Source organism: Streptomyces sp. SID14515 (assembly GCF_010548505.1).
In the GTDB taxonomy this organism is placed as follows: domain Bacteria; phylum Actinomycetota; class Actinomycetes; order Streptomycetales; family Streptomycetaceae; genus Streptomyces; species Streptomyces caviscabies.
Genome location: NZ_JAAGMH010000065.1, coordinates 237,527 through 260,978 on the forward strand (window position 1 = coordinate 237,527; position 23,452 = coordinate 260,978).

26 protein-coding genes and 1 riboswitch are annotated in these 23,452 nt (G+C 71.3%); of the genes, 12 read left to right on the plus strand and 14 right to left on the minus strand.

The window, feature by feature from the left end; genetic code table 11:
* The first annotated feature begins 123 nt into the window (after window positions 1–123).
* Window positions 124–669: an AAA family ATPase gene (locus tag G3I54_RS12380; protein ID WP_164614016.1), complete on the plus strand. Its 546-nt coding sequence runs from the start codon at window positions 124–126 to the stop codon at window positions 667–669.
* A 120-nt stretch (window positions 670–789) separates the two neighbouring features.
* Here G3I54_RS12380 and G3I54_RS12385 read toward each other — a convergent pair whose 3' ends face one another.
* The 3 genes from G3I54_RS12385 to G3I54_RS12395 all read right to left on the minus strand — a co-directional run bounded on the left by G3I54_RS12385 (window position 790) and on the right by G3I54_RS12395 (window position 3,071).
* Window positions 790–1,119: an antibiotic biosynthesis monooxygenase gene (locus tag G3I54_RS12385; RefSeq protein ID WP_164614018.1), complete on the minus strand. Its 330-nt coding sequence runs from the start codon at window positions 1,117–1,119 to the stop codon at window positions 790–792.
* A gap of 166 nt (window positions 1,120–1,285) precedes the next feature.
* Window positions 1,286–2,374: a HAMP domain-containing sensor histidine kinase gene (locus G3I54_RS12390; RefSeq protein ID WP_343240319.1), complete on the minus strand. Its 1,089-nt coding sequence runs from the start codon at window positions 2,372–2,374 to the stop codon at window positions 1,286–1,288.
* Complete coding sequence (locus tag G3I54_RS12395; RefSeq protein WP_164614020.1) at window positions 2,367–3,071, minus strand: response regulator transcription factor; 705 nt, start codon at window positions 3,069–3,071, stop codon at window positions 2,367–2,369. The genes G3I54_RS12390 and G3I54_RS12395 overlap by 8 nt, the downstream gene beginning before the upstream one ends.
* A gap of 87 nt (window positions 3,072–3,158) precedes the next feature.
* Between G3I54_RS12395 and G3I54_RS12400 the strand changes: the two genes are divergently transcribed.
* Window positions 3,159–3,845, plus strand: a complete 687-nt coding sequence (locus tag G3I54_RS12400; RefSeq protein ID WP_164614022.1) for a M15 family metallopeptidase — start codon at window positions 3,159–3,161, stop codon at window positions 3,843–3,845.
* Window positions 3,846–3,868: 23 nt separating this feature from the next.
* On the plus strand, window positions 3,869–4,963 hold the full coding sequence (locus G3I54_RS12405) for an endonuclease/exonuclease/phosphatase family protein (RefSeq protein WP_164614024.1): 1,095 nt from the start codon (window positions 3,869–3,871) through the stop codon (window positions 4,961–4,963).
* Between the two features lie 142 nt (window positions 4,964–5,105).
* Here the strand turns inward: G3I54_RS12405 and G3I54_RS12410 are convergent, their stop codons facing one another.
* Window positions 5,106–5,966 (minus strand): helix-turn-helix transcriptional regulator, encoded by an 861-nt coding sequence (locus G3I54_RS12410; RefSeq protein ID WP_164614026.1) that lies wholly within the window; start codon window positions 5,964–5,966, stop codon window positions 5,106–5,108.
* 126 nt (window positions 5,967–6,092) lie between these two features.
* Between G3I54_RS12410 and G3I54_RS12415 the strand changes: the two genes are divergently transcribed.
* Window positions 6,093–7,085, plus strand: a complete 993-nt coding sequence (locus G3I54_RS12415; protein ID WP_164614028.1) for an aldo/keto reductase — start codon at window positions 6,093–6,095, stop codon at window positions 7,083–7,085.
* A 58-nt stretch (window positions 7,086–7,143) separates the two neighbouring features.
* On the opposite strand, the gene G3I54_RS12420 is transcribed toward G3I54_RS12415, so the two are convergent.
* The gene (locus G3I54_RS12420) at window positions 7,144–8,697 is read right to left on the minus strand and encodes a S1 RNA-binding domain-containing protein (RefSeq protein WP_164614030.1); all 1,554 of its coding nucleotides are present in this window, start codon (window positions 8,695–8,697) and stop codon (window positions 7,144–7,146) included.
* A 44-nt stretch (window positions 8,698–8,741) separates the two neighbouring features.
* Window positions 8,742–8,882, plus strand: a riboswitch (cobalamin riboswitch).
* Between the two features lie 101 nt (window positions 8,883–8,983).
* Between G3I54_RS12420 and G3I54_RS12425 the strand changes: the two genes are divergently transcribed.
* From G3I54_RS12425 to G3I54_RS12435, 3 genes are read left to right on the plus strand one after another with little or no spacing between them, the layout of a single operon-like run.
* On the plus strand, window positions 8,984–10,093 hold the full coding sequence (locus G3I54_RS12425; protein ID WP_164614031.1) for an iron ABC transporter permease: 1,110 nt from the start codon (window positions 8,984–8,986) through the stop codon (window positions 10,091–10,093).
* Window positions 10,093–10,875 (plus strand): ABC transporter ATP-binding protein, encoded by a 783-nt coding sequence (locus G3I54_RS12430; protein WP_164614032.1) that lies wholly within the window; start codon window positions 10,093–10,095, stop codon window positions 10,873–10,875. The genes G3I54_RS12425 and G3I54_RS12430 overlap by 1 nt, the downstream gene beginning before the upstream one ends.
* Window positions 10,876–10,890: 15 nt before the next feature.
* Entirely contained in the window at window positions 10,891–11,913 is a 1,023-nt protein-coding gene (locus G3I54_RS12435) for an ABC transporter substrate-binding protein (protein ID WP_164614033.1), read from the plus strand.
* 75 nt (window positions 11,914–11,988) lie between these two features.
* Here the strand turns inward: G3I54_RS12435 and G3I54_RS12440 are convergent, their stop codons facing one another.
* Entirely contained in the window at window positions 11,989–12,894 is a 906-nt protein-coding gene (locus G3I54_RS12440) for an NAD-dependent protein deacetylase (protein ID WP_164614141.1), read from the minus strand.
* A gap of 289 nt (window positions 12,895–13,183) precedes the next feature.
* Here G3I54_RS12440 and G3I54_RS12445 point away from each other — a divergent pair, with 289 nt between their 5' ends.
* The gene (locus G3I54_RS12445) at window positions 13,184–13,762 is read left to right on the plus strand and encodes a snapalysin family zinc-dependent metalloprotease (RefSeq protein WP_164614034.1); all 579 of its coding nucleotides are present in this window, start codon (window positions 13,184–13,186) and stop codon (window positions 13,760–13,762) included.
* Between the two features lie 65 nt (window positions 13,763–13,827).
* On the opposite strand, the gene G3I54_RS12450 is transcribed toward G3I54_RS12445, so the two are convergent.
* Together G3I54_RS12450 and G3I54_RS12455 are read right to left on the minus strand one after the other, a co-directional pair.
* The gene (locus G3I54_RS12450; RefSeq protein ID WP_164614035.1) at window positions 13,828–15,024 is read right to left on the minus strand and encodes a GDSL-type esterase/lipase family protein; all 1,197 of its coding nucleotides are present in this window, start codon (window positions 15,022–15,024) and stop codon (window positions 13,828–13,830) included.
* Between the two features lie 51 nt (window positions 15,025–15,075).
* A complete protein-coding gene (locus G3I54_RS12455) occupies window positions 15,076–15,648 on the minus strand; it encodes a TetR/AcrR family transcriptional regulator (RefSeq protein ID WP_164614036.1) in 573 nt (190 codons plus the stop codon).
* Window positions 15,649–15,730: 82 nt separating this feature from the next.
* On the opposite strand from G3I54_RS12455, the gene G3I54_RS12460 reads away from it, so the two are divergent.
* The 4 genes from G3I54_RS12460 (at window position 15,731) to G3I54_RS12475 (ending at window position 18,022) form a co-directional block, all read left to right on the plus strand.
* Complete coding sequence (locus tag G3I54_RS12460; protein WP_164614039.1) at window positions 15,731–16,222, plus strand: FBP domain-containing protein; 492 nt, start codon at window positions 15,731–15,733, stop codon at window positions 16,220–16,222.
* Between the two features lie 52 nt (window positions 16,223–16,274).
* On the plus strand, window positions 16,275–16,460 hold the full coding sequence (locus tag G3I54_RS12465; protein ID WP_164614041.1) for a hypothetical protein: 186 nt from the start codon (window positions 16,275–16,277) through the stop codon (window positions 16,458–16,460).
* Between the two features lie 81 nt (window positions 16,461–16,541).
* Window positions 16,542–17,819, plus strand: a complete 1,278-nt coding sequence (locus tag G3I54_RS12470; RefSeq protein WP_164614043.1) for a cytochrome P450 — start codon at window positions 16,542–16,544, stop codon at window positions 17,817–17,819.
* Between the two features lie 5 nt (window positions 17,820–17,824).
* Entirely contained in the window at window positions 17,825–18,022 is a 198-nt protein-coding gene (locus G3I54_RS12475) for a ferredoxin (RefSeq protein ID WP_164614045.1), read from the plus strand.
* Window positions 18,023–18,119: 97 nt separating this feature from the next.
* Here the strand turns inward: G3I54_RS12475 and G3I54_RS12480 are convergent, their stop codons facing one another.
* From G3I54_RS12480 to G3I54_RS12505, 6 genes are all read right to left on the minus strand, one after another.
* Window positions 18,120–19,475, minus strand: coding sequence for a hypothetical protein (locus G3I54_RS12480; protein ID WP_164614047.1), 1,356 nt, complete (start codon window positions 19,473–19,475; stop codon window positions 18,120–18,122).
* 287 nt (window positions 19,476–19,762) lie between these two features.
* Window positions 19,763–20,314, minus strand: coding sequence for a tellurite resistance TerB family protein (locus tag G3I54_RS12485; RefSeq protein WP_203686009.1), 552 nt, complete (start codon window positions 20,312–20,314; stop codon window positions 19,763–19,765).
* Window positions 20,315–20,323: 9 nt separating this feature from the next.
* Entirely contained in the window at window positions 20,324–20,464 is a 141-nt protein-coding gene (locus tag G3I54_RS12490) for a hypothetical protein (protein ID WP_164614049.1), read from the minus strand.
* Window positions 20,461–21,117 carry a DedA family protein gene (locus tag G3I54_RS12495; RefSeq protein WP_164614051.1) on the minus strand — a complete coding sequence of 219 codons (657 nt, stop codon included), beginning with the start codon at window positions 21,115–21,117 and terminating at the stop codon, window positions 20,461–20,463. The genes G3I54_RS12490 and G3I54_RS12495 overlap by 4 nt, the downstream gene beginning before the upstream one ends.
* Before the next feature lie 830 nt (window positions 21,118–21,947).
* Window positions 21,948–22,571, minus strand: a complete 624-nt coding sequence (locus G3I54_RS12500; protein ID WP_164614053.1) for a hypothetical protein — start codon at window positions 22,569–22,571, stop codon at window positions 21,948–21,950.
* An 84-nt stretch (window positions 22,572–22,655) separates the two neighbouring features.
* Complete coding sequence (locus G3I54_RS12505; RefSeq protein WP_164614055.1) at window positions 22,656–23,201, minus strand: MOSC domain-containing protein; 546 nt, start codon at window positions 23,199–23,201, stop codon at window positions 22,656–22,658.
* Window positions 23,202–23,452: the final 251 nt, after the last annotated feature.

The window sequence follows — 23,452 nt, forward strand, 5'->3', positions numbered from 1 at the left end:
ACAGGCCGCGAGGAATCAACCGGCGGGAGGAGACGGCCTGCACCCTGGGAGTGACGTGACGGCAGCCTGACCGAAGCCTGAAGGAAGGCGTTCGGCGCAGGGCCGGGCCCGGCGGTCGCTAGCGTGGCCGCCGTGAAGGTGGGCACCGAGGAAACCAGGCTGATCGTCCTACGAGGCAACAGCGCGTCGGGGAAGTCGAGCGTCGCGGCCGGTCTCCGCGACAGGTTCGGCCGCGGACTGGCCGTGGTCGGCCAGGACAACCTGCGCCGCACCGTACTGCGCGAACGCGACCGGCCGGGGGCGGCGAACATCGGCCTGATCGACCTGACGGCCCGCTACGCCCTGGACGCCGGCTACCACGTGGTGGTCGAGGGCATCCTCTACGCCGACCACTACGGTGACATGCTCGCCCGGCTGCGCGCCGACCACCGGGGCCCGACCCACGGGTACTACCTGGACGTGCCGTTCGCCGAGACCGTGGCCCGGCACGCCACCAAACCGATCGCCGACGAGGTCGACACGGACCAGCTGCGGGACTGGTACCGCCCCCGCGATGTACTGCCCGACGGCGTCGAGACCGCGATCGGACCCGACAGTGTCCTGGCCGGGACCGTCGACCGCATCATGCTCGACACCGGCCTGTCCCGGCTGCCGCCGATCGACCGCTGACGCGCCGGAGCCAGGCCGACGGAGAGCCCTGCCAAACGGAAAGAGAGACCGAAGGAGAGACCGACCTGCCCGGCCGGGCGGGGGCCGGTCCGGGCAGGTGACACAACGGTGCGCGCTCGGCTACGCGTCGGCCGGCGCGGCCTGCTGCACGACCTCGAAGGACCACACCGAGGAGCTGCTGGAGGCCGGCTTCGGGCGGTCGCCGCCGCCCTCGCCGCCGCCCTGGTGGGCCGCCTTCATCGGGCCCTCCATCCATGCCTGGAACGACTCCTCGTCACGCCACCGCGTGTACACCAGGTAGTCGTCGGTCCCTTCGACGGGACGGAGAAGCTCGAACCATTCGAAGCCGTCGGAGTTCTCGACGGCACCGGCCCGGGACGCGAAGCGCTTCTCGAGGGTTTCCCGCTGTTCGGCGGGAACGGTCAGCACATTGATCTTGACTACGCTCATGGCCCCATCCTGCCGTACGATCGTCCGGGCGCCGACGCCCCAGGGTGGACGAACACGCCTTCGCCGACCACCACCGAGCTGCGACGATGCCTCCCTGACCGCGCGAGATCCGCACGGACCACATCCGTTTCCGACTCTTCCGGCTCTTCCGACAGCCCGGGATCACTCACCCGCCCTGGGCCGTCGCGGGCAGCTCCACCGTGACGCGGAGCCCGCCGCCGGTGCGCGGGGTGAGGGTGAGCGTCCCGTCGTGCGCGCGGGTGATGGTCTCCACGATGGCCAGACCGAGACCGACGCCCGCGTGGTGGGTGCGCAGCCGTTCCGCGCCGCGCTGGAACGGTTCGGTCAGCGTCGAGGCCACCTCAGGTGTGAGCCGCGCACCGGTGTTCTCGACCGTGAGCTCCACGGTCTCGGGGTGGACGCTCGTCGTGACCCGGACGGTGCCCCGGTCCGGCAGGTTGTGGACGATCGCGTTGTGCAGGAGGTTCGTGGTCAGCTGCAGCAGGAGTGTCGGCGAGCCGATCGTGGGGGCGATGTCGCCGTGCGTCTCGACGGTGACGCCACGCTCTTCCGCGAGGGGCAGAAGGGTCTCGGCGGCCTCCTCCGCCAGGAGCGACAGGTCGACGCGTTCCCGGGGGAAGGAGCGCCGGTCGGCGCGGCTGAGCAGGAGCAGCGCCTCGGTGAGGTCGATCGCCCGGCCGTTGACGGCGTGGAGGCGGTCGATGATCTCGCCGGTGTCGCGGTCCGGATCGGCACGGGCCACTTCGAGAAGCGTCTTCGAGACCGCGAGGGGCGTGCGCAGCTCATGGGAGGCGTTGGCCGCGAATCTCTTCTGCTCGGCGACATGCGCTTCGAGCCGGGCGAGCATCGTGTCGAAGGCGTCGGCGAGTTCCCGGAACTCGTCCTTGCGGCCCGGCAGCCGGATCCGGTGGGAGAGTGATCCGTGCGTGGCCGTACGGGTGGCCTCGGTGATACGGGTCAGAGGGGCGAGCATGCGGCCGGCCAGGAACCATCCTCCCAGGAGCCCGAAGACCAGCAGGATCGCCAGCACGGTGGCTGCCGCCGGGGCGAAGGTGTACGCGAGCAGTTGACGATTGGGGTTCTGGTGGAGCATGCGCTGGTTCCAGTCGTCGGGCACGTACTCCAGGAGGTACACCCACACCGCTGTGAGCAGCAGGACGCCCGCGACCATCAGGAACCCGGCGTAGCTGAGGGTCAGCTTGAGGCGGACGCTCAGCCCTCGCCGCCTAGCCACGGTCCCCTCCGTCGCCGCGTTCGGATCCGGCTCCGGCCGCCGCGTCGATGCGGTAGCCGACGCCGGGCACGGTCGCGATGACCCCGGGCTCTCCGAGGCGTTTGCGCAGGGCCGACACGGTGATACGCACGGCGTTGGTGAACGGATCGGCGTTCTCGTCCCAGGCGCGTTCGAGGAGTTCCTCGGCGCTGACGACACCGCCTTCGGCGGCGATCAGGACTTCCAGCACGGCGAACTGCTTCCGGGTCAGCGCGACGTACCGGCCGTGCCGGTACACCTCCCTGCGGAACGGGTCGAGCCGCAGACCCGCGATCTCCCGCACGGGAGGCCTGCTGTGGGCGCGTCTGCGGTCGAGCGCCCGGAGCCGGAGCGCGAGTTCCCGGAGTTCGAAGGGTTTCGTGAGGTAGTCGTCGGCTCCGAGTTCGAACCCGGAGGCCTTGTCGTCGAGCCGGTCGGCGGCGGTGAGCATGAGGATCGGCGTACCGCTGCCGGAGGCGACGATGTGCCGGGCGATCTCGTCGCCGGAAGGGCCGGGGACGTCACGGTCGAGGACGGCGATGTCGTAGGTGTTGACGCTCAGCATCTCCAGCGCGGTGTCGCCGTCGCCCGCGATGTCGGCCGCGATCGCTTCGAGGCGCAGACCATCGCGGATGGCCTCTGCCAGATAGGGCTCGTCCTCGACGATCAGCACACGCATGTCCTCGATGGTAGGAGTCGGCGTATATCGTCCGCGTATCGAAAAGCGCATACGCGCCGACAACTGGGCGTTGCCTTGACTGGCAGCATGACTCGACCCCCGCCGTCGGCGCGCACGCCGACCCACCGGATCCGCCGGCCCCTCGTCGTCGGCCTGGTGGCCGTCCTGGCCGCGGTCATCGTGGCCCTCGGCCACCCACTGCTGAAACCCTCCTCGGACTCGGCCACCCCGGGCCGGGAGTCCTCGGCTCTCCCACCGGCCCCGTCCCTCCCGGACCGGGCGCCCCCGGATTCCTCCGACCAGGAGCGCCGGGGCGCGCTCGACGCGACCGACGGCGTCGTACCCGACGGAGTGACGGTGCTCGACGACGAGGTTCCGGCCGTGGCCAACCTCGACGCGGATCTGCTCGCAGCACTGCGCCGGGCCGCGTCGGACGCCGCGGACGACGGAGTCGCGTTCACCGTCAACAGCGGCTGGCGTTCCCCGGAATACCAGAACCAGCTGCTCCGCAAGGCGGTATCGCAGTACGGCTCCGAGGCCGAGGCAGCCCGTTGGGTCGCCACCGCGACGACGTCTCCTCATGTGTCGGGAGACGCGGTCGACATCGGGCCCGACGAGGCGACGGCGTGGCTCGCCGAACACGGCGCCGCGTACGGGCTGTGCCGGATCTACCGGAACGAACCCTGGCATGTCGAACTGCGTACGGACGCGCCCGACCGAGGCTGTCCGCGCATGTACGCCGACCCCACACAGGACCCGAGGATGCGGCCGTGAGCGGCCGTGAGCGAGGACGGACGATGACGCAGGTGGACACAGTGAACACGCAGAACCCGGCGAGCACGCCGAATCCGGCGAACACGGCAGACGGGGTCGACGAGGCACCCGGGGCGGTCACAGCGGACCCGGCGAGTCCGGCGGAGACGTCGGGGGTCTGGAAGCGCGGCCGGGTGCTCGCGGCGTCGGCGCTGCTGCTGGGGCTGATCCTGCTGCTGCACGCGAGGATCCCGAACCGGATCGGGAACCTCGGCAGCCTGGTCGAGACCTTCCTGCCCTGGCTCGGCCTGCTCGTGCCCGTGCTGCTGACCGGGGCGGTGCTGCGCCGCTCCGCGTCAGCGGCCATCGCCCTGCTCCTGCCGGTCGTGGCGTGGCTGAGCCTCTTCGGCGGCCTGCTCACCGACAAGGCCCGACCCGGCGGCGACCTCACGGTGGCCTCCCACAACGTCGGCGCGGAGAACGCCGACCCGGTCGGCACCGCCCGGGCCCTGGCCGGCTCCGGTGCGGACGTGCTGGCACTGGAGGAACTGGCCGTGCACGCGCGGGGGACGTATGAAAAGGAGCTGGCGAAGGCGTACCCGCACCACACGGTGCAGGGCACGGTCGGGCTGTGGAGCAGGTTCCCGTTGTCGGACACCCGGCCGGTCGACGTCAAGATGGACATCGGGCCGCTGGGGGACGCCAAGCCCGCCGAGGTCAAGCTGGTCTACAACCGAGGGCTGCGGACCACGGTGGCCACGGACCAGGGACCACTGGCGGTGTACGTGGCGCACCTGGGGTCCGTACGGGTGAACCCGAGGGCCGGGCTTTCGACGGGCCAGCGGGACGCCGGCGCACAGTCGCTGGGACAAGCGCTGGCAGCCGAACGGAACGAGCGGGTGGTGCTGCTCGGCGACCTGAACGGCACCCTGGACGACCGTGCGTACGACGGCATCACCTCGCAGATGGAATCGGCCCAGGAAGCGGCCGGCGACGGGTTCGGCTTCAGCTGGCCGGCCGGCTTCCCCATGGTGCGGATCGACCAGATCCTGGTGCGCGGCGTGGAGCCGAAGAGTTCGTGGGTGCTGCCCGCCACCGGCAGCGACCACCTGCCGGTGGCGGCCCGTATCAGCTGGTGAACGCCGAGGAGAGCTCCGGGCACGCCCTGGGCCGTCGCGGCGGACGCCGCCCGGCGTCCGAAACCCGCACGACCGGCGGCCCTACCGCTCGTTCCACGACCGGCGGTCACTCCCCGGGGCTCGCCCCGCACGACCGGCGGCCCTACCGCTCGGGCGCGCCCGTCGCCCCGGCGGGGAACTCCTCGATGCCGAGGACGCGCAGCAGGTCCAGCCGCTCACGGGTTCCGGCGTCCGCCGGGGTGAGGACGAGCAGCAGCTGACCGTGGTCGGGGGTGACCAGCGTTTCGCAGTCCATCACCAACCGGCCCACCCGAGGGTGCAGCAGGGTTTTGCGGTCGGCCCGCCGCACCGCCACCTCGTGCTCCGCCCAGAGCCGGCGGAACTCCTCGCTCGCCGCCCGCAGCCGGTCGACGAGCCCGGCGACCACGGGATCACCGGACCGGCGTCCTGCGGCGGCGCGCAGGTCGGCCACCAGCTGCCGGGCCTGGTGTTCATGCTCCTCGGGCGCGCCCGCCGCGCGGACGGCAGGGTCGGTGAACCAGCGGTACACCAGATAGCGCCGGTCGCCCGAGAAGCCGGTGTGGTCGCCCGCCAGCAGCAGCGACATCCGGTTCTGGGCGAGAACTTCGCCCAGGTCGGACACCACCATGGCCGGGGTGTCGCCGAGCAGATCCAGCATCCGGACCAGCCCGGCGCGGGCCAGGCCCGCCACCGAGTCGGCGGGCGGCGGCTGGTGACCGGCCAGATGGAACAGATGGTCCCGCTCGTCGTCGGTGAGGCGCAACGCCCTGGCCAGCGCGGTGAGCAACTGCGCAGAGGGCTGACTGCTGCGCCCCTGCTCCAGGCGTACGACGTAGTCCACCGACATCCCGGCGAGCATGGCCACCTCCTCCCGGCGCAGACCGGAGGTACGGCGGCGGGGACCGTCGGCGATGCCCACCTCCGCCGGGCGGATCGCCTCACGGCGCCTGCGCAGGAAGTCGGCCAGCTGATCACGTTCCATGCCCCCATGGTCCCGCGCGGCGGCAGACCGATCCAGGGAGCGCCGCTCCCATGATGAACGCTCCGCTCCCGCAGGGCGCGGCGCCGGCGCAGGGTGGGTGGCAGAACGACGACGAAGGAGCACGCCATGCAGACACGAACCCTCGGCGCCACCGGCCCCGCCGTCTCCGCGCTGGGCCTGGGCGCGATGGGCATGTCGGACGCCTACGGCCCGACCGACCGCGCGGAGTCCGTCGCGACCGTCCACGCCGCACTGGAGGCCGGCGTCACCCTGATCGACACCGGCGACTTCTACGCCATGGGCCACAACGAACTGCTGCTCGCCGAAGCGCTGCGCGGCCAGGACCGCGACAGCTACGCGCTGAGCGTCAAGTTCGGCGCGTTGCGCGGGCCGGGCCACGAGTTCAGCGGGCAGGACAGCCGCCCCGAGGCGGTGAAGAACTTCCTGGCCTACTCCCTGACCCGGCTGGGCACCGACCACATCGACGTCTACCGCCCGGCCCGGCTGGACCCTGCCGTGCCCATCGAGGAGACGGTGGGCGCGATCAAGGAGATGGTCGACGCCGGATACGTACGGCACATCGGCCTCTCCGAGGTGGACGCCGCGACGATCCGCCGGGCGCACGCCGTGCACCCGATCGCCGACCTTCAGATCGAGTACTCGCTGATCTCCCGCGCCGTCGAGGCGGACGTCCTGCCCACGCTGCGGGAGCTCGGCATCGGTCTCACCGCGTACGGAGTCCTGGGCCGCGGCCTGATCTCCGGCCACTGGTCCACCGCCCGCTCCGCCCCCGGCGACAGCCGCGGCTTCGGACCGCGTTTCTCCAGCGGGAACGTGGAGCACAACCTCGCTCTCGTGGACGCCCTGCGCCGGGTCGCCGAGGCCAAGGGGTGCACCGTCGCCCAGCTGGTCATCGCCTGGGTGGCCGCACAGGGCCAGGACATCGTGCCGCTCGTCGGCGCCCGCACCCGCGAACGGCTGACCGAGGCGCTGCCCGCACTGGACCTGGAGCTCACCGCGGACGACCTCGCCGAGATCGAGAAGGCGGTTCCGCCGGGCTCGGCACGCGGCGACCGCTATCCGTCCGCGTTCATGGCGGGCCTCGGCGTGGGCAACTGAACGAGCCCCCGCAGACCGGGCCGTGGTGTCAGCCCACTGCGTGTCAGGCCCGCGCGTGTCAGCCCCGTGCGACGGCCTGCCGGTTCGAGAGGACGATCCGCCGCCGGGGCAGGTCCACGTCCATGATCCTGACCGGCAGGGCGTCGCCGGCCCGGAGCGCGATCTCCGGGCCGGCTAGGTGTTCGTCCGCCAGCTCGGCGATGTGCACCAGCCCCTCGAACCCGTCCTCCGCATCCTCGACGCGTACGAACACACCGAAGGGCACGACCCTGGTCACCGGGCCGACGAGCGTCCGGCCGATCTGCCCGGTCAGCAGCCGCATCGGATCTTCGTGCAGGGACTTGAGGGACAGCGACACACGCTCGGGCAGGAACTCGACACCGAGAATCTCGGCGACGATCTCCTCGCCGACGGAGACGACATCGGACGGGTGCTCGAAGCGTCGCCACGACAGCTCGGGAATGTTGATCATCGCCTCGAAACCGCCGATGTCCACGAAGGTGACGCCGAAGGAGGCGATATGGGTCACCGTGCCGGTGACGATCTGCCCGGGGCGAAGCGTCCTGAGGAGGGCCCAGTCCCGGTCGCTCGGCGTCGGTTCGGCACCCCAGCGAGCGCGCAGCACCCCGTCGGCGTCGGGCATGACGCCCGTGAACAGCGGGACGCGTTCGTCGGCGGTCAGGGGCAGGAGCGCCACGGCGGCGGCACCGGACAGCCGGGCGGTCAGGGCCGGAAAGCAGTCCTCGTCGGCGAGGACGCTGCGCACGTCCCCGTCCGCGTCCTGCCAGACGCATTCCACCGTGCCCTCGGCCGGGAGGGCGCCGAGCACCGCCTCGACGTCACTGGACAGGTCCGGCCACACGGCGAGCCGGGCCCGGGGCGCGATCCGGGCCCGCACCGCGTCGACGCCGTCCCGGGTGAGGCGGTGCCACCGTGAGGCGCCCTCGACGTACATCTCCTCCAGCACGCCCGCGCGGCACGCCGAGACCATCCGGCGCAGACCGGACCAGAACGCGTCGTCGGCCGGGCGCCGGACCTGCTCGCCGTCGGTCTCCACGGCGTACGGGGAGGAGTCCAGGCGCTCCGCGAAGAGCCCGAGCCGCCGGGTTTGCGCGAGCGCTCGCTCGCAGGGCCGGTCACTGCCGACGTAGAGGTACTGGTCCCAGCCCACGTGGACCGCGAACCTGTCCTCCACCTCCAGCCGGCACCACGCGCCGCTGTCGCGCAGCATGGACCGCACCAACTCCAGCCCGACATCGAGCGACACCTCGGCCCCGTCGTGAAAGCCCGCCGGAAGAACCGCCGTTGAGCCGCCCGGACGGCATTCCGGCGACTCCTCCGGCGCGCCGTCCCGGCCGGACGGGAACAGTCCGGTCAGCCCGAAGCCGTCCACCGGCGGCTCGACGCCGAAGTGGGCGAGGGACGGGACCTGCGGCTCGCGTACCACCGGCCGGTCGACGCCCGAGTCCTCCGCGAAGGCCGCGACGGCCCGGAGGTACGCGGCCTCGACCGCGCCCCGGTCGCTGGCGGTGTCCTCCGGGCCGGTGTAGCGCCCGTGTTCGTCACGGTGGCCGGGGTCGTACTTGGTCACGCGGTAGACATAGGTCGGCATGCCCACATCCTTCAGCACCGGACTTCTGCCGCCGCTCGCCCTCCCCGAAGGAGGGACGGCCCTACCCGCTAAGCTGCGGATTCCCCGCGGGGGAAGTCCGGTCGAAATCCGGCGCTGACCCGCAACGGTAGGCGGAACCACTGGTTCCGCGAGCCCGATCACCCGTGGGGGAGAAGGCTCCTGACCATTCGCCGTGGACTGCGAAAAGGCGCTGCGCGGGGCGGCCGCCGTCCGGGGCCGCTCCTCCTCGCGCAGACGTACGGCCCGAGGCGAAAGCGACCGATCCGTGGCCACGTCGCTCGACCACATACCTTCCAAACCGTCACGCCCGGCGCCCGTCGGCGCGGGATCGGCGCCACCCTGGCGCGTACCCCTGCCGATCCTCCTGACCGGTCTCTGCCTGGCCCTGCCCCTCTCGCTCGTCTGCGGGGCGGGACTCGGCGCCTCGGGGCTCTCCTGGGCGGAAGTGCTGCGCTACCTCTGGGCGGGGCTGACCGGAGGGGCCATCGGCGCCGACGAGGTCCCGGCCTACACCATCGTCTGGGAACTGCGCCTGCCACGAGCGGTTCTGGCCGCTGTCGTGGGAGCCGGTCTTTCGGCCATCGGCGTCGCCGTCCAGGCCATGGTGCGCAACGCGCTCGCCGACCCGTTCGTGCTCGGCATCTCCTCGGGCGCGGCGGTCGGCGCCAACGCCGTGCTCATCTTCGGGGCCCTGGGAGCGCTCGGCATCTGGGCCCTGTCCACGGCGGCGTTCCTCTCCGCACTCCTCGCCATGCTGCTCGTGTACGCGGTCGCCCGCACCGAACGCGGACTGACCCCGCTCCGGCTCGTGCTGACGGGGACCGCGATGTACTACGGGTTCTCGGCCGTCACCACCTTCATGGTGTTCGCGGCCGAGCGCGGGGAAGCGGCCCGCTCCGCGATGATGTGGCTGCTCGGCAGTCTCAGCGGTGCCAACTGGGCTGCCGTGCCGATCGCCGCCGGAGCGGTGCTCGCCGGAATCGCGCACCTCGGCTGGTCGGCCCGGCGCCTGAACGCCCTCGCCATGGGCGACGAGACCGCCGCCGCGCTCGGCGTCGACGCCGGGAGACTGCGCAAGGAGCTCTTCCTCGTCTCCGCGGCCGTCACCGGGGCGGTCGTCGCGGTGAGCGGAGCGATCGGCTTCGTCGGCCTGATGGTCCCGCACGCCGTGCGGATGCTGGTCGGCGCCGACCACCGCCGGCTCCTGGCCGCCGCCCCTCTCGCCGGAGCCGTCCTGCTGATCTGGGTGGACATCCTCTCGCGCGTGGTGCTGGCGCCGGCCGAACTCCCGGTGGGCGTCCTCACCGCGGTCATCGGTGTTCCCTGCTTCCTCCTCCTCATGCGCCGGCGCGCCTACTCCTTCGGAGGCATCTGATGCGGATCGACATCGACGCGCTCACCGTCGAGATCGCCGGTGCACGGCTGGTGGACCAGGTCACCCTCGGCGCGGCCGACGGACAACTCGTCGGCCTGGTCGGCCCCAACGGCAGCGGGAAGTCCACCCTGCTGCGCTGCGTCTACCGGGCCCTGCGCCCCTCGGCCGGCGCCGTCAGGATCGGCGGTGAGGACCTCCACGCCCTGAGCGTCAGGGAAGGCGCCCGCCGACTGGCCGCGCTTCCGCAGGACGCGGTCGCGGAGTTCGACTTCACCGTGGCCGAGATCGTCGCCATGGGGCGTCTGCCGCACCAGGGGCCGGTGGCCCGGACGACCGACGAGGACCGCCGGCACTGCGCCGACGCCCTGGAAGGAGTCGGCGCGGGTCACCTCGCCGAACGCGGCTTCCTCACCCTCTCCGGCGGCGAGCGGCAACGCGTCCTGATCGCCCGCGCCCTGGCCCAGCAGCCCCGGGTCCTGGTCCTCGACGAGCCCACCAACCACCTGGACATCGCGCACCAGCTGGAAGTCCTCGCCCTGGTCCGGGGCAGCGGCCTGACCGTGCTCACCGCCCTGCACGACCTGAACCTCGCCGCCCTGCACTGCGACCTCGTCCATGTCATCGACGGCGGCCGGATCGTCGCCTCCGGGGCCCCGGACGCCGTCCTGACCACCGAACTGCTGGCCGACGTCTTCGGCGTACGGGCACACCGCGTCGCCCACCCAGAGACCGGCGCGCTCCAACTGCTCTTCGACCTTCCCCCTGCCCGCCCCACCTCCTGAGGAGCCTCGACCACCATGCCGAACCCCCTGCGCCCCGCAGCGCTCGCTCTCGCAGCCGCCCTGGCCCTCACCGGCTGCGGAGCGGACGTCACCGACCGGGCCGACAACAAGGACGACCAGGCCGGCGCCGACCGGCACTACCCGGTGACCGTCGAGAACTGCGGCGAGAAGAAGAGCTACGACAAGGCCCCGCAGCGCGTCGTGACCAACGACGTCGGCATCACCGAGATCATGTTCGCCCTCGGACTGGCGGACCACATGGCCGGATACGTGATGCCCGACGACAAGGGCGACATGACGTCCGTCCCCTGGAAGGACGGCTACCGGAAGACCAAGTGGCTCTCCAAGGAACGGATCAACAAGGAACTCGTCCTCGACGCCCGCGCCGACCTGGTCTTCGCCGGCTGGAACTACGGCTTCAACGAGGGGGAGGGGTTCACCCCCGCCGAACTGAAGCGCGTGGGCGTCGACTCGTACCTGCTGAGCGAGTCGTGCCGCAACGGGCAGGGCAAGGCCCGCGGAGTCATGCCGCCGCTCGAAGCGCTCTACACCGACCTGCGGAACCTCGGAAAGATCTTCGACGTCGAGGACCGGGCGGACACCCTCATCACGGCTTTCCGGAAAGAGGTCGCCGACGCCCGGGCGAAGGCGGCGAAGGGCAGCGACCGGCTCCGCGTCTTCCTGTACGACGACGGGAAGGACAAGCCGCTGACCTCGGGCGCGTACGCCGGACCGCACGACATCATCACCAAGGCCGGCGGCGACCACATCATGAAGGACCTCAAGGACAGCTGGACGACGGTGGGATGGGAGACGGTGGTCGACCGCGACCCCGAGGTCATCGTCATCAACAACTACGGTGACACCGGCGCCGACCAGAAGCGGAAGTTCCTGAAGTCCTACAAGCCGCTCGCCAACGTGTCGGCGATCAAGAACGACCGGATTGTCGTCCTCGACTACGTGGACCTGGTCGAAAGCCCGCGCAACCCCGCCGCCATCAGCTCGCTGGCGGAGAATCTGCGGACGTTCGCCCGGTAGGCCCCGGGGCCTACACGGGAACCGGAACGGCCGAGGAGATGGACGCGATCCGAGCCCCGGTGACGCCCCGCCACCTCACCCGGTTCCGGCGGCCTCCGCCCCGTCCTCGACGGGAACGCCCAGCCGGCCGGCCACGGTGGTGAGGGCCGCTCCCAGCGGAAGGGCCACGCGGGTGACGGCATGCCGGTCGCCGCGGGTCGGATCCCGGTTGACGATCAGCACCGGCGTCCCGGCCCGGGCGGCCTCGCGGACGAACCGGAGCCCGGACATCACGGTCAGGGAGGAGCCCAGGACCAGCAGTGCCCTCGCCGCACGGACCAGTTCACGGCAGTGTTCGACCCGCTGCGGGGGCACGGCCTCGCCGAAGAACACCACATCCGGTTTGAGGATGCCGCCGCAGACGGCGCAGGGCGCCACCCGGAAGTCCCCGACCTGCTCGTCCGTGAGATCGGCGTCGCCGTCCGGGTTGATCGCGGCGGCCACCGGCGCGAAGCCCTCGTTCGCCTCCTCCAGCCGGCGGGCGAGTTCGCGCCGTGGGCTGAAGGCGCCGCAGGAAAGGCAGACGACCCGGTCCAGGCGACCGTGGAGGTCCACGACGCCCTCGCTGCCGGCGGCCTGGTGCAGCCCGTCGACGTTCTGGGTGATCACACCCGAGAGCAGACCGTGCCGCCCGAACGCGGCCACGGCCCGGTGCCCGGCGTTGGGCCGGGCCCGGCCGAAGGTGCGCCAGCCCAGATGGCTGCGCGCCCAGTACCGGCGACGGGAACCGGCGTCGGCGGTGAAGTCCTGGTAGGTCATCGGGGTGTGCCGGCTCAGGCTGCCGCCCTCGCCCCGGTAGTCGGGGATGCCCGACTCCGTGGAGATGCCCGCCCCGCTCAGGACCAGGACACCGCCACCGCCCAGAACCTCGGCGACCGGCTCCAGGTCCGTGGTGCCCGGCGGCGGCTCCTCGGTGGAGGTCCAGCTCAGAGTGGGTCGCATACGCATGCACCCAGGGTACGGAAGCGGCCTCCGGTACCGATGGCGTCGCGCGGCCCCATGACGTCGCGTGACCACGGGGCGGTGGCTGCCCACGACGGGGGCAGGGTGTGTTTCCGGCCTATTTTGCTTGGCAGGGGCATGATCAAGCCGCTGGGGCGGCATAGGTTCTGCGGCCCCGGGAGGAGCGGCAACCGGCCATACCTGCACGGCGGTTCGGTTCGCCGCGACCGTCCTCCCACTCCCTCGGCTTCCCAGCGGAGCCGAGCCCCCCATGAGTGAAGGGACAGCAATGCTGACATTCAGATGGCTCAAGGCGGCCGGTGTCGCCGCGGCGATCACCCTGGCCACGGCCACGGCGGCGCACGCCGCTCCCGCGCCGGACCCGGCGGCGGAGAGCACGTCGGCGGTGGTGACGCTCCGGTACGACGACAGCCGGGCCGGCGGCTGGGAGGCGGCGGTCGCGGCAGGCGTCGCCTCGTGGAACGCCAACGTCGCCAACGTCAAGCTCGTCGAGGCGGCGCCCGGCACGCGGGCCGAGATCCAGATCGTGGCCACCAGCGGCTGGCCGCAGGCCACACTCGGCCCGGTCCGACCCGGCGGCCAGGCCCGGGTGGAGCTGGGCAGCCAGGCGGTCACCGAGGGCCACGACAAGACCCGTATCGCCGCCCACGAGCTCGGCCACAGCCTGGGCCTGCCGGACACCAAACCCGGCCCCTGCTCCCAGCTGATGTCGGGCTCCAGCGCCGGCACCGCCTGCACGAACGCCGTCCCGAACGCGGCCGAACGCTCCCGCGTCGAATCCGCCTACGCGGGCGGCCTCGCCTCACTCACCCCTGCCGACGGCCGCATCCTGGTGGACGCCCCGTAACCGGTCGTACGACGACACGCGAGGCTCCGGCCTCCTATCTGACCCCGGCCCTCGGCCGCCCCGGGTCACCCGCCCTTCGTAACGAAGGGGCCGCCGTCGCCGAACGCGAGACGGGCGAAGCGTTCGGCGATGAGCCGGTGGGTGGCGGGGTCCGGGTGCAGATCGTCCGGCAACGGCAGTTCGGCGTTGTCGGCCTCTCCGTAGAGGTCGAGACCGTCGAGGTGGTGCAGATGGGGGTCGGCGGCGGCCCGCTGTCCGACGATCCGGGCCAGCTCGTCGCGGATGACCGTGAGGGTGAGCTTCCCGGCGGCGGTCTCCGCCGGGTCGCCGGTGGCCTTGAACCGCAGCCGGCCCTCTCTCATCGCGCTGTAGTCCGGGGCGCAGGGGCCGGGCGTGGTCTCGTGGATGGGGCAGCAGATCGGCGAGACGACCAGCAGCGGGGTGGTGGGGTGCCCTTCGCGGATGGTGTCGAGGAAGCCGTGGACGGCCGGGCCGAACGCGCGCAGCCGCATCAGGTCGGCGTTGACGATGTTGATGCCGATCTTGACGCTGATCAGGTCGGCGGGGGTGTCGCGCATGGCGCGGGCGGTGAAGGGGTCGAGCAGCGCACTGCCGCCGAACCCCAGGTTGATCAGCTCGGCCTCACCGAGCGCGGCGGCCAGGGCGGGCCAGGTGCCGGTCGGGGTGGCGGCGTTGGACCCGTGGCTGATGGAGCTGCCGTGGTGCACCCAGACCGGCCGGCCGCTCGGCCGGGGGCTCCGGACGGGCGCGTCGGTGCGCAGGGCGACCAGTTGGGTGGTCTCGTCGTGGGGCAGCCAGATCTCGACGTCCTTCTCGGCGTCCGGCAGACCGGTGAACCGGAGCGTCTCCACGGGGCCGGTCCGGAACTGTGTGCTCATCGTGGCCATGTCGATGGTGAGCGTGTCGCCGTCGGCGGCACTGGCCCGGGCCGCCGGGCGACCGTCCACGAGGAGCTCGTACACCCCGTCGGGGCGCGGCGGCGCGCCGGCGTAGACCCGCTTGGTGGCCACCACGTCCAGCTCGACGGCGGTGGCCCGGGTGCGGAACGCCAGCCGCACCCCGGAGGGCTGCGACTCGGCCATCGCCAGTTGGCCGTCGGGAATCTGCAGCCGTGCCCGCGCGGGCAACCGGTGCGGCAGCACGCCGCGTTCGGTGGGTTCCAGGTCCAGCGCGCCGCGCAGGATGCCGAGGGTGATGGGGGTCGTCGTCCAGTCGTGCCGGGCGTCGTGCCGGGTGGTCATGTTCTCGTTCTCTTCGTCCGTCGAGGGGCTGGGAGGTCGGTGGAAGGTCGGTCAGGAACGGGCGGGCCAGTTGCGCAGCAGGGCGTCGAGCGCGTCGAGCGTCTCGGTCCAGCTCTCCTCGGAACCGGGGGAGCTGTGACGGAAGGCGCCGGCCGTCTCCAGCTCCACGAAGCCGTTGAAGACGCTGCCCAGGAGCCGAACCGCGTGGGTCTCCTGGGGCTCGGGCAGGGCGTAACCGCGCAGGACCGCCCGTGACATCCGGGAGTGCCGCATGCCCGCGCTCGCCGCCGCCGCGTCCGGGTCGAGCCGGAACCGGGCCGCGGTGAAGCGCCCCGGGTGCTGGAGGGCGTAGTCGCGGTAGGCGTTGGCGAAGGCGCTGAGCGCGTCCTTGCCGGCTCGCCCGGCGATGGCGGCCGACACCCGGTCGGCGAGCTCCTCCAGGGCGAGCAGCGCGATCTTCGTCTTGAGGTCGTGGGCGTTCTTGACAAGGGAGTAGAGGCTCGCGGTCCTGATGTCCAGCTTCCGGGCGAGCTCCGAAGGTGTGACGTGCTCGAAGCCCATCTCGTCCGCCAGCTCGGCCCCCGCCCGCACCACCCGCTCCGCGGCCAGTCCTGCTCTTGCCATGCCATCCTCCGAACGCTTCTCCGCGATTACCTAATCAAATATAGATTTGCCTAACACTATTAGGCAAATTAGCGTGGGTTGCATGGAACCACTGACCGAGCAAGAGATCCGTGCCGCATTCGTGAACTGCACCAAGGGCGAGGCCAAGCGCCTGTCGATCCCGCGCGACCTGGCCGACCGCCCCTGGGGCGACCTGGACTTCCTGGGCTGGCGCGACCCGCAGGCCCCCGACCGGGCCTACCTGGTGATCCCTTCCGGCCAGGGCCCCGTCGGCGTCCAGCTGCGCTCCTCCGGCGCCGGCTCCTGGCAGACCCGCCGCAGCATGTGCTCGATGTGCGTGACCGTCCACACCGGGGGTGTCTCCCTGTTGGTGGCCCCGAGGTCGGGGAAGGCGGGCAAGCAGGGCAACTCGGTCGGCGCCTACATGTGCAGCGACCTCGCCTGCTCGCTCTACGTACGCGGGAAGAAGGACGCGGGCGTCGGGGCGCGGCTCCATGAGTCGCTCACCCTGGAGGAGAAGATCCAGCGAACCATGGCGAATCTCGGCGCGTTCGTAGCCAAGGTGACGGCGTGAGGAGCGCGGTATGAAGTGTGAGGCGTGAGGCGTGCAGCGTGAGGTGCCGACCATGGACGGCACGATTCCGGACGCCGTCATGAACAGTTCCGGCCGTGCGTGCTCCGGTGATCCGGCCGGTGCCGGCCCGTCGCACTCGCTGGACCTGAGCGGATGCGGCACGGCTCGGGCGGGTGCGAAAGACATCGGCCAGATCGGCCGCCCCGAGAACTGGCCGGTCCGCACGTCGACCACATAGGTGCCTGGGGCATCCAATTGGTGTGCGGTGCGGAGCGACCCGCTCCGCGCCCATCACCGAGCTCTGCGAGGCGACCGCTCCATGACGGAATCCACGACGGAACCGGCCCGCCAGGACCCTGCCCCCACCTGCCCCATCACCCATCCGAGCGCCGGACCGATCACCGCGACTCCGGCCACGGCGACACCGTTCCCGCAGGACCGCGACTGCCCCTACCACCCGCCCACCGGGTACGCGCCGCTGCGCGAGGACCGGCCGCTGAGCCGGGTCGCCCTCTACGACGGCCGTCCGGTCTGGGCGGTCACCGGGCACGCCCTGGCCCGACGGCTGCTGGCGGATCCGAGGCTGTCCACCGACCGCACCCACCCCGCATTTCCCGTACCTGCCGAGCGGTTCGCCAACTCGCGGCAACGGCGCGTGGCACTGCTCGGCGTCGACGACCCCGAGCACAACGCCCAGCGCAGGATGCTCATCCCGAGCTTCTCCGTGAAGCGGATCGCCGAGCTGCGCCCGAGCATCCAGGAGACCGTTGACCGGCGACTGGACGCGATGGAGCGGAAGGGGCCGCCGGCCGAGCTGGTGGCCGACTTCGCGCTGCCGGTGCCGTCGATGGTGATCTGCGCGCTCCTCGGCGTGCCGTACGCCGACCACGAGTTCTTCGAGGGGTGCTCACGGCGGCTCCTGCGCGGCCCGGGCGCGGCCGACGTGGACAGCGCCCGGGCCGAACTGGAGGAGTACCTGGGCGCCCTGATCGACCGCAAGCGGACGGAACCCGGGGACGGGCTGCTGGACGAACTGATCCACCGGGACGCCCCGGACGGACCCGTCGAACGCCAGGACCTCGTCTCGTTCGCCATGATCCTGCTCATCGCGGGGCACGAGACGACCGCGAACATGATCTCGCTCGGCACGTTCACGCTGCTGGGGCACCCCGGACAGCTGGCGGCCCTGCGCGCCGGAGAGACGACGACGTCCGTGGTGGTCGAGGAGCTCCTGCGGTTCCTGTCCATCGCCGACGGGCTGCAGCGGCTGGCGGCCGAGGACATCGAGGTGGCCGGGACGACGATCCGCAAGGGCGAGGGCGTGATGTTCTCGACCTCGCTCATCAACCGCGACACCGAGGTGTTCGCCGATCCGGAGACGCTCGACTGGGACCGGTCGGCCCGCCACCATCTCGCCTTCGGCTTCGGCGTCCACCAGTGCCTGGGCCAGAACCTGGCACGCACCGAGCTCGACATCGCGCTGCGCACGCTCTTCGAACGGCTCCCGGACCTCAGGCTCGCCGTGCCCGCGCACGAGATCCAGCACAAACCCGGGGACACGATCCAGGGCCTGCTGGAACTCCCGGTGGAGTGGTGAGCGGCATGGGCATCCGGGTCGACAAGGAACGCTGCGTGGGGGCCGGCATGTGCGCGCTGACCGCTCCGGACGTGTTCACGCAGGACGACGACGGGTTCAGCGAGATGCTTCCCGGCCGCCCGGCGGCGACGGGCGACCACCCGCTGGTACGGGAAGCCGTACGGGCCTGCCCGGTGGGGGCGGTGGCCCTGACCGACGACTGACGGCCCCGGAGCCCTGGGCAGGCGGCGACCGGGCGCCGCCCGCCCGGGGCCCGTCCGTCGGGGCGCGACACGGTCGCGCCCCGACGGGTTTCCGCGGTTACGCGGCGGGGGTCGGGTTGACCGTCACCCAGCCCTTGTTGTTGCCGAGCTCGGGGTCGTGCGGGAAGCCCGTGCCGGTGATCACCGGCTGCAGGGCCACACGGCCCTTGGCATCGGGGACGACGGTGTCGACACGCAGGTCGAAGCGGAAGGTGCGAACGGTGTTCTCCAGCACCCAGTACGACATCTCACACACGTAGCGCGGCGCGCCGAGATGACCCGGCCGGTATCCGCCGGCCAGTGTCCGGGCCTGGCACGCGTCGGGGGCGCCGGTCACGGTGACACCCTCGGGAACCGTGAAGTCGACGAGGGCGACCGGGTCGCCGGAACCGAGGTTGCCGAGCCAGCCCGGGCCCTTGTTACGGAAGGTGACGGCAGCCTTGACCGTCTCTCCGACGGCGCCGCTGACCCGGGAGCCGCGAACCGCGAAGTCGGCCGTGTTGACCGCGTTCACGGCGACGATCCCGTAATTGTCGTTGGTGTCGATGTCGGTGGCCCCGCCCGCGGGCTGCACGTCGATGTCCAGGCGCTCCCGGAGCGCGTGTTCCGCGACCGAGATCCGGAGGGGCTCGGGCAGCGTGAAGGTGTCACCGGGCTGGAGCACCTGGTCGAAGGCGCACTCGGCGTGCGACATGGGCGCGTACTCTCCGCCCGTCTGCGTGTACGCGCACGCGGCGTACCGGGCGTCGAACCCGAGTCCGTACGACGCGGCCATGCCGAGGGTGAAGCCCTGGGCGGGCTCGAGACCCTCGTTGGTCACCGAGAGCGGCACCGTGTGGACGGTGCCCGGGGTGGCGCCCTCGACCGGGGCGAGCCCGTTCAGGACGAGGTTCGGGCCGGAGGCGACGGTGAGCGTCGTCTCGAAGGAGTCCAGAGGTGCCTCCAGCGTCCCCTCCGGGCCACCGGTCGCGGTCGCGGCGTAGGTGATGCGCCCCTGCGCCCCCGCCTCGGCGTTGTCGGCGGCGCGCACCTCGAGGCGCACCTGGGGGCTGTAGTCGTCGCCGATCGCGGGCACCTGGGCGACGCTGCACACGGCGGTCGTCCCGGTGGGCGCGCAGTTCTCGGGCCAGGTCACCTCGGCCACCTGCGCGATGCCGGACACGTCGACGGTGAGGCGGCCGTCCGTGACGGTGAAGTTGTCGTTGTCGTGGTACAGGCCGACCTCGACAGGCGTACCGGTCTCGGCGCCTATCTGCAGGTTCTTCTCGTACGGCGCGTTGATCCACAGCTGATCGGACTCCGCGGCCGACTCCACGGCGGAGGCCGGCGCGGACAGGCCGGCCAGCAGGATTCCGGCGGTCGCGACGGCACTAGCGCCGAAACGTACGAAAGGGTGGACGGAGACGGGTCTCATGGTTCTCCAGTGACTGGGCACGGTGCACTCCCGCCGGCGGCTGACGTGCCCCCGGCACTGGTTGGACGATCAAGGAAGCCGCAGGGTTGTGCGGATGGTGCGATGATCCGTGCCCGCACACCGACGCCCTGTCAGACGGCCCGCACCGCACCGGTCGGCGGGGGCCCGCACCGCACCGGTCGGCGGGGGCCCGCACCGCACCGGGTCGGCCGGGGCCCGCACCGCACCGGGTCGGCCGGGGCCCGCCCCTCATGTACGGTGCGGGCCCCGCCCGTTGCCCGGCCGGATCAGAGGCCGAACTCCTGCGGTGACACCCCGAGCGCCACGCAGGCTTCCCGCAGAACCTGCGCCTCGGCCGGGGCGATGTACCCGTCCGCACCGGCGATCACGAAGCCGGTCTGGACGACCGCCTTGGCCTCCACGGGCTTCTTCGCCGCCTTGGCGATCTCCTGCATGGCCTCGGTCTTGCCCTGCGGGAAGTTGAACATCATCTGGTCGACGTGCTTGTTGAACCTCTGCCTCAACTGCTCGGGCGGAAAGTTCTGCAGGACGTCGTTCTGCAGGATCAGCGTCTCCACGTGCTGCCGCTCGGCGGGGTCGACGGACCCGTCGGCGGCGGCGACCAGAGCACACATCGCCATACTGGCGTCCCGGTAGGCCCCGCTCTTCAGCTCCGTCTTGAGAGAGCCGAGCTGGGACTTGAGCAGCCCGACGAGCTTCTCCTTCGAACCCCCGGAAGCCCCCGTTCCCGCCTGCCGCCCTGCGGCGGGGCCCCGTGCGCCCTGCGACTGCTGCTGCAGCCCCTTGGCCTGGTCCTTGATGCGGTCCCACATAGCCATTCGTGCCACCTAGTCGATCGGTTCGATTTCCCGCGCGATGTGCGCGGCCAGTTGCAGCGACTCTTCGTGGACCGCTTTCGGCGGCCCGCGAAGGGTGATCGGTGGGCCGCCCGTGGCAAGGAGCTCAGGACGGTTCACCGAGCCGTTCATACGAGGTCCTGTTGCCGATCGGCTCGACGGGAACGCACCCTGCGCGCGACCGCGACCGCCAGCGCCGCGACGACCAGCACCAGGACGGCCTTCGAGAGCACGCCGACGTAACTCTCCACGAGGTCCCACCGGTCACCCAGCAGATATCCGGCCATGACGAGGATGAAGTTCCATATGAAGCTGCCGAGGGCGGTGAGGAGTACGAAGGTCGGCAGGGGCATCCGCTCAAGGCCTGCCGGGACGCTGATCAGGCTGCGAAAGATCGGAATCATCCGGCCGAAGAAGATGGCCTTCATACCGTGCTTGACGAACCAGTCCTCCGTCTTCTTCAAGTCGGACACCTTCACCAGGGGGATGCGCTCCCACAGGGCGTACATACGGTCCCGGCCGAAGAGCGCACCGATCTGGTAGAGGGCCACAGCCCCCACCACCGACCCCAGCGTGGTCCAGAACAGGGCGGAGAACAGGCTGATCACGCCCTGCCCTGCGGCAAATCCGGTCAGCGGCAGAATGACTTCGCTCGGCAACGGAGGGAAGAGGTTCTCCAGGGCGATCGCCAGCCCGGCCCCGGGGCCGCCCATGGTGTCGACGAGGCTGGTGGCCCACCCTGCGATGCCGCCGGCCGGCTCCGAGGCGAGGGGGAACTGATGCATGTGTGATGGCTCCAGGACTGAGTAGGGGGCTGAGGAGGGAGACTGACCGGATTCCCGAAGGATCGATTTCCGGATCGCCGGGGTGCGCCGACCGTTCTGCGACTCACTCACCGGCAGCGGCGTATCGGCAACGGCAGCTACAAGGAATGCGCGAAGTGCGATTCGGCGCGTTTCAAGAAATGCCGAGGAACGAACCGTCGAATGAAGTCAGGCGATTCGGGGCCCGCAGGCCTGCCGCAGGAGACACACGAGGCGCAGGGGCTACAGGAGTTGCAGAAGGTGAAGGCGACGGTGAAAGTGTCGGATCGTTCGCTCAGCAGCGAAGGATCCGGGCACGGTCAGGACCGCGCGACCCGGGGTGCGAAGCATGCTGTCGGGCCACGTCCGCCGCGCAGTCGTGAAGATCCGGCGAGTTGAGGGGAATGGCCGCCTGAACGGTGGGCGGGGCCGTCGTGTTCCCCGCCTTGTGCCGGTGCTGGAGCGCGACGTCACCGTCCAGGCCCTCCAGCGGAGTGTTCTGCCCCGATGCATCGAATACGAACACGGCTTGGGAATGAGCCGTCGTGTCGACGGTCCCCGGAGTCGGGGCAGGGGCACCGAAGGCGAACGCGGATACGACCAGGAGCACGGCGATACCGGCGCAGAAGGCCAGCATCTCCTTGCAGCGCATTCCTACGCTCCCTGTCCCGGTGGATTCCGCTCGTCCGAACGAAGTGCCAAAGCGGCTCGGTGAATTGTCGCCGCAGGGCTGCACTCTAACAGCCCTGGATGAAGCGAACCTGAAGCTCATTTCGCCGTCCGGTCCGCCGCCGACAGCCTGGGCTCGCCCTCTAGAAGCCGCTCAGCGGAGATTCCCATGCGGAGTCGTGCCGCGGTCTGTCCATCAGGTACGTGAGCAGGCTCTCCGCCGTGTTCGGGGCGGTGTCGTGCGGAGCGCCCACCGCGGTCAGGGCGCCGCTGAGCCGTGCCGGTGCTGTCTGCGGCAGGTCCGGCTCGTCGAGGAGGGGAAGGACGAGCAGGAGGCGGGCGGCGGAGTCCGTGAGGCCGTCGCCCTCGGGGGCGGGACTGTCGGCGATGCGGACCAGCTCGTGCCATGTCAGCCCGGTCCCCGAGAACCCTCCGTCCCCGCCGGTGATCCGTCGCGCACAGCTCCGGTCCGGACGAGTCAGGAGATGGTCGATGCCGTGGTCGCCCACCAGGTTGCGGTAGATCACCACGACTCCGGTGCCGTCCGCCGCCGGTATCCGGAACACCGGCCAGCGCTCGGGATCGAACAGGGTCTCGGCGAGGGCGTCCGTATCCGCGCCGTCATCGCCGAACCACTCCGGAACAGGTCGCTCGGCGCGCGTTCCGTCACCGCCCATCGCCATGAGGTGGTTCGACCAGAAGCCCGGTCGAGCCAGCAGCGGCTCCCCGGCAACCAGCGGGCCCGCTTCGTATCCGTTGATCAGCACTCCGTAAGCCTGTCACCGACCACTGACACAGCTCGGCGCGGGATCGAGTGAGGGAGGGAGCCCCGCAAGCGGTCGGGACGGATCTCAGACCCGCTCCAGAGGCGAGTGGGGGAGCGGCGGCAGCTCGATCTCGACGGGGTCGCCGGCGCGGACCGTACCACCGCGGCGGACCACGGCCATGATGCCCGATTTGAAGGTGAACTCGCCCGACACGGGATCCAGTGCGAAGACCTCGCCGAGCAGCCCCGGGCGGAAGTCGTTGATCTTCGCACACGGGTTGCGCAGCCCCGTCACCTCCAGCACCGCCTCCTCGCCGATGCGCAGCAGGGCGCCGGTGGGCAGGCCGAGGAGGTCCACGCCCGCGGTGGTGATGTTCTCGCCGAGCCGGCCCGCCGACACCTCGAAGCCCTTGAGAGCGAGCTCGTCGAAGAGCTCCTCGTGCATCAGGTGGACCTGGCGCAGGTTGGGCAGATCCGGTTCGTACGTCATACGGAACTGATGGCGAATCGTCTTCCCCGCGTGCACGTCCCCGTCCACGCCGAGCCCCGCGAGCAGGGTGATGAACGGGTGGTTGGGCTTGCTGAACGCGTACTGCTCGTTGCGGCTCACCGCGGTGACCTGACCGCCCATCGGGCCCTCGATCCGTCGTCGTCCGGGGCGTCCGATCGTACGAAGGAACTTCGCGGGTCCGGCTACCGGGGGTGCCCGGAAGCGGGCCGCGGCGAGCCTCGGCCAGGCGGACGACCGCCGATGCAGGATGGCCGGGGCGGCCCGGGCTGCCCCGTACCGTCCTGTCGCGTGGAAGAGGCCCGGCCATGAAACAGCTCGACGAACCACAGATCCCTTCGGCCGGTGGCCCAGGACCGCGCCCGAACCATCCG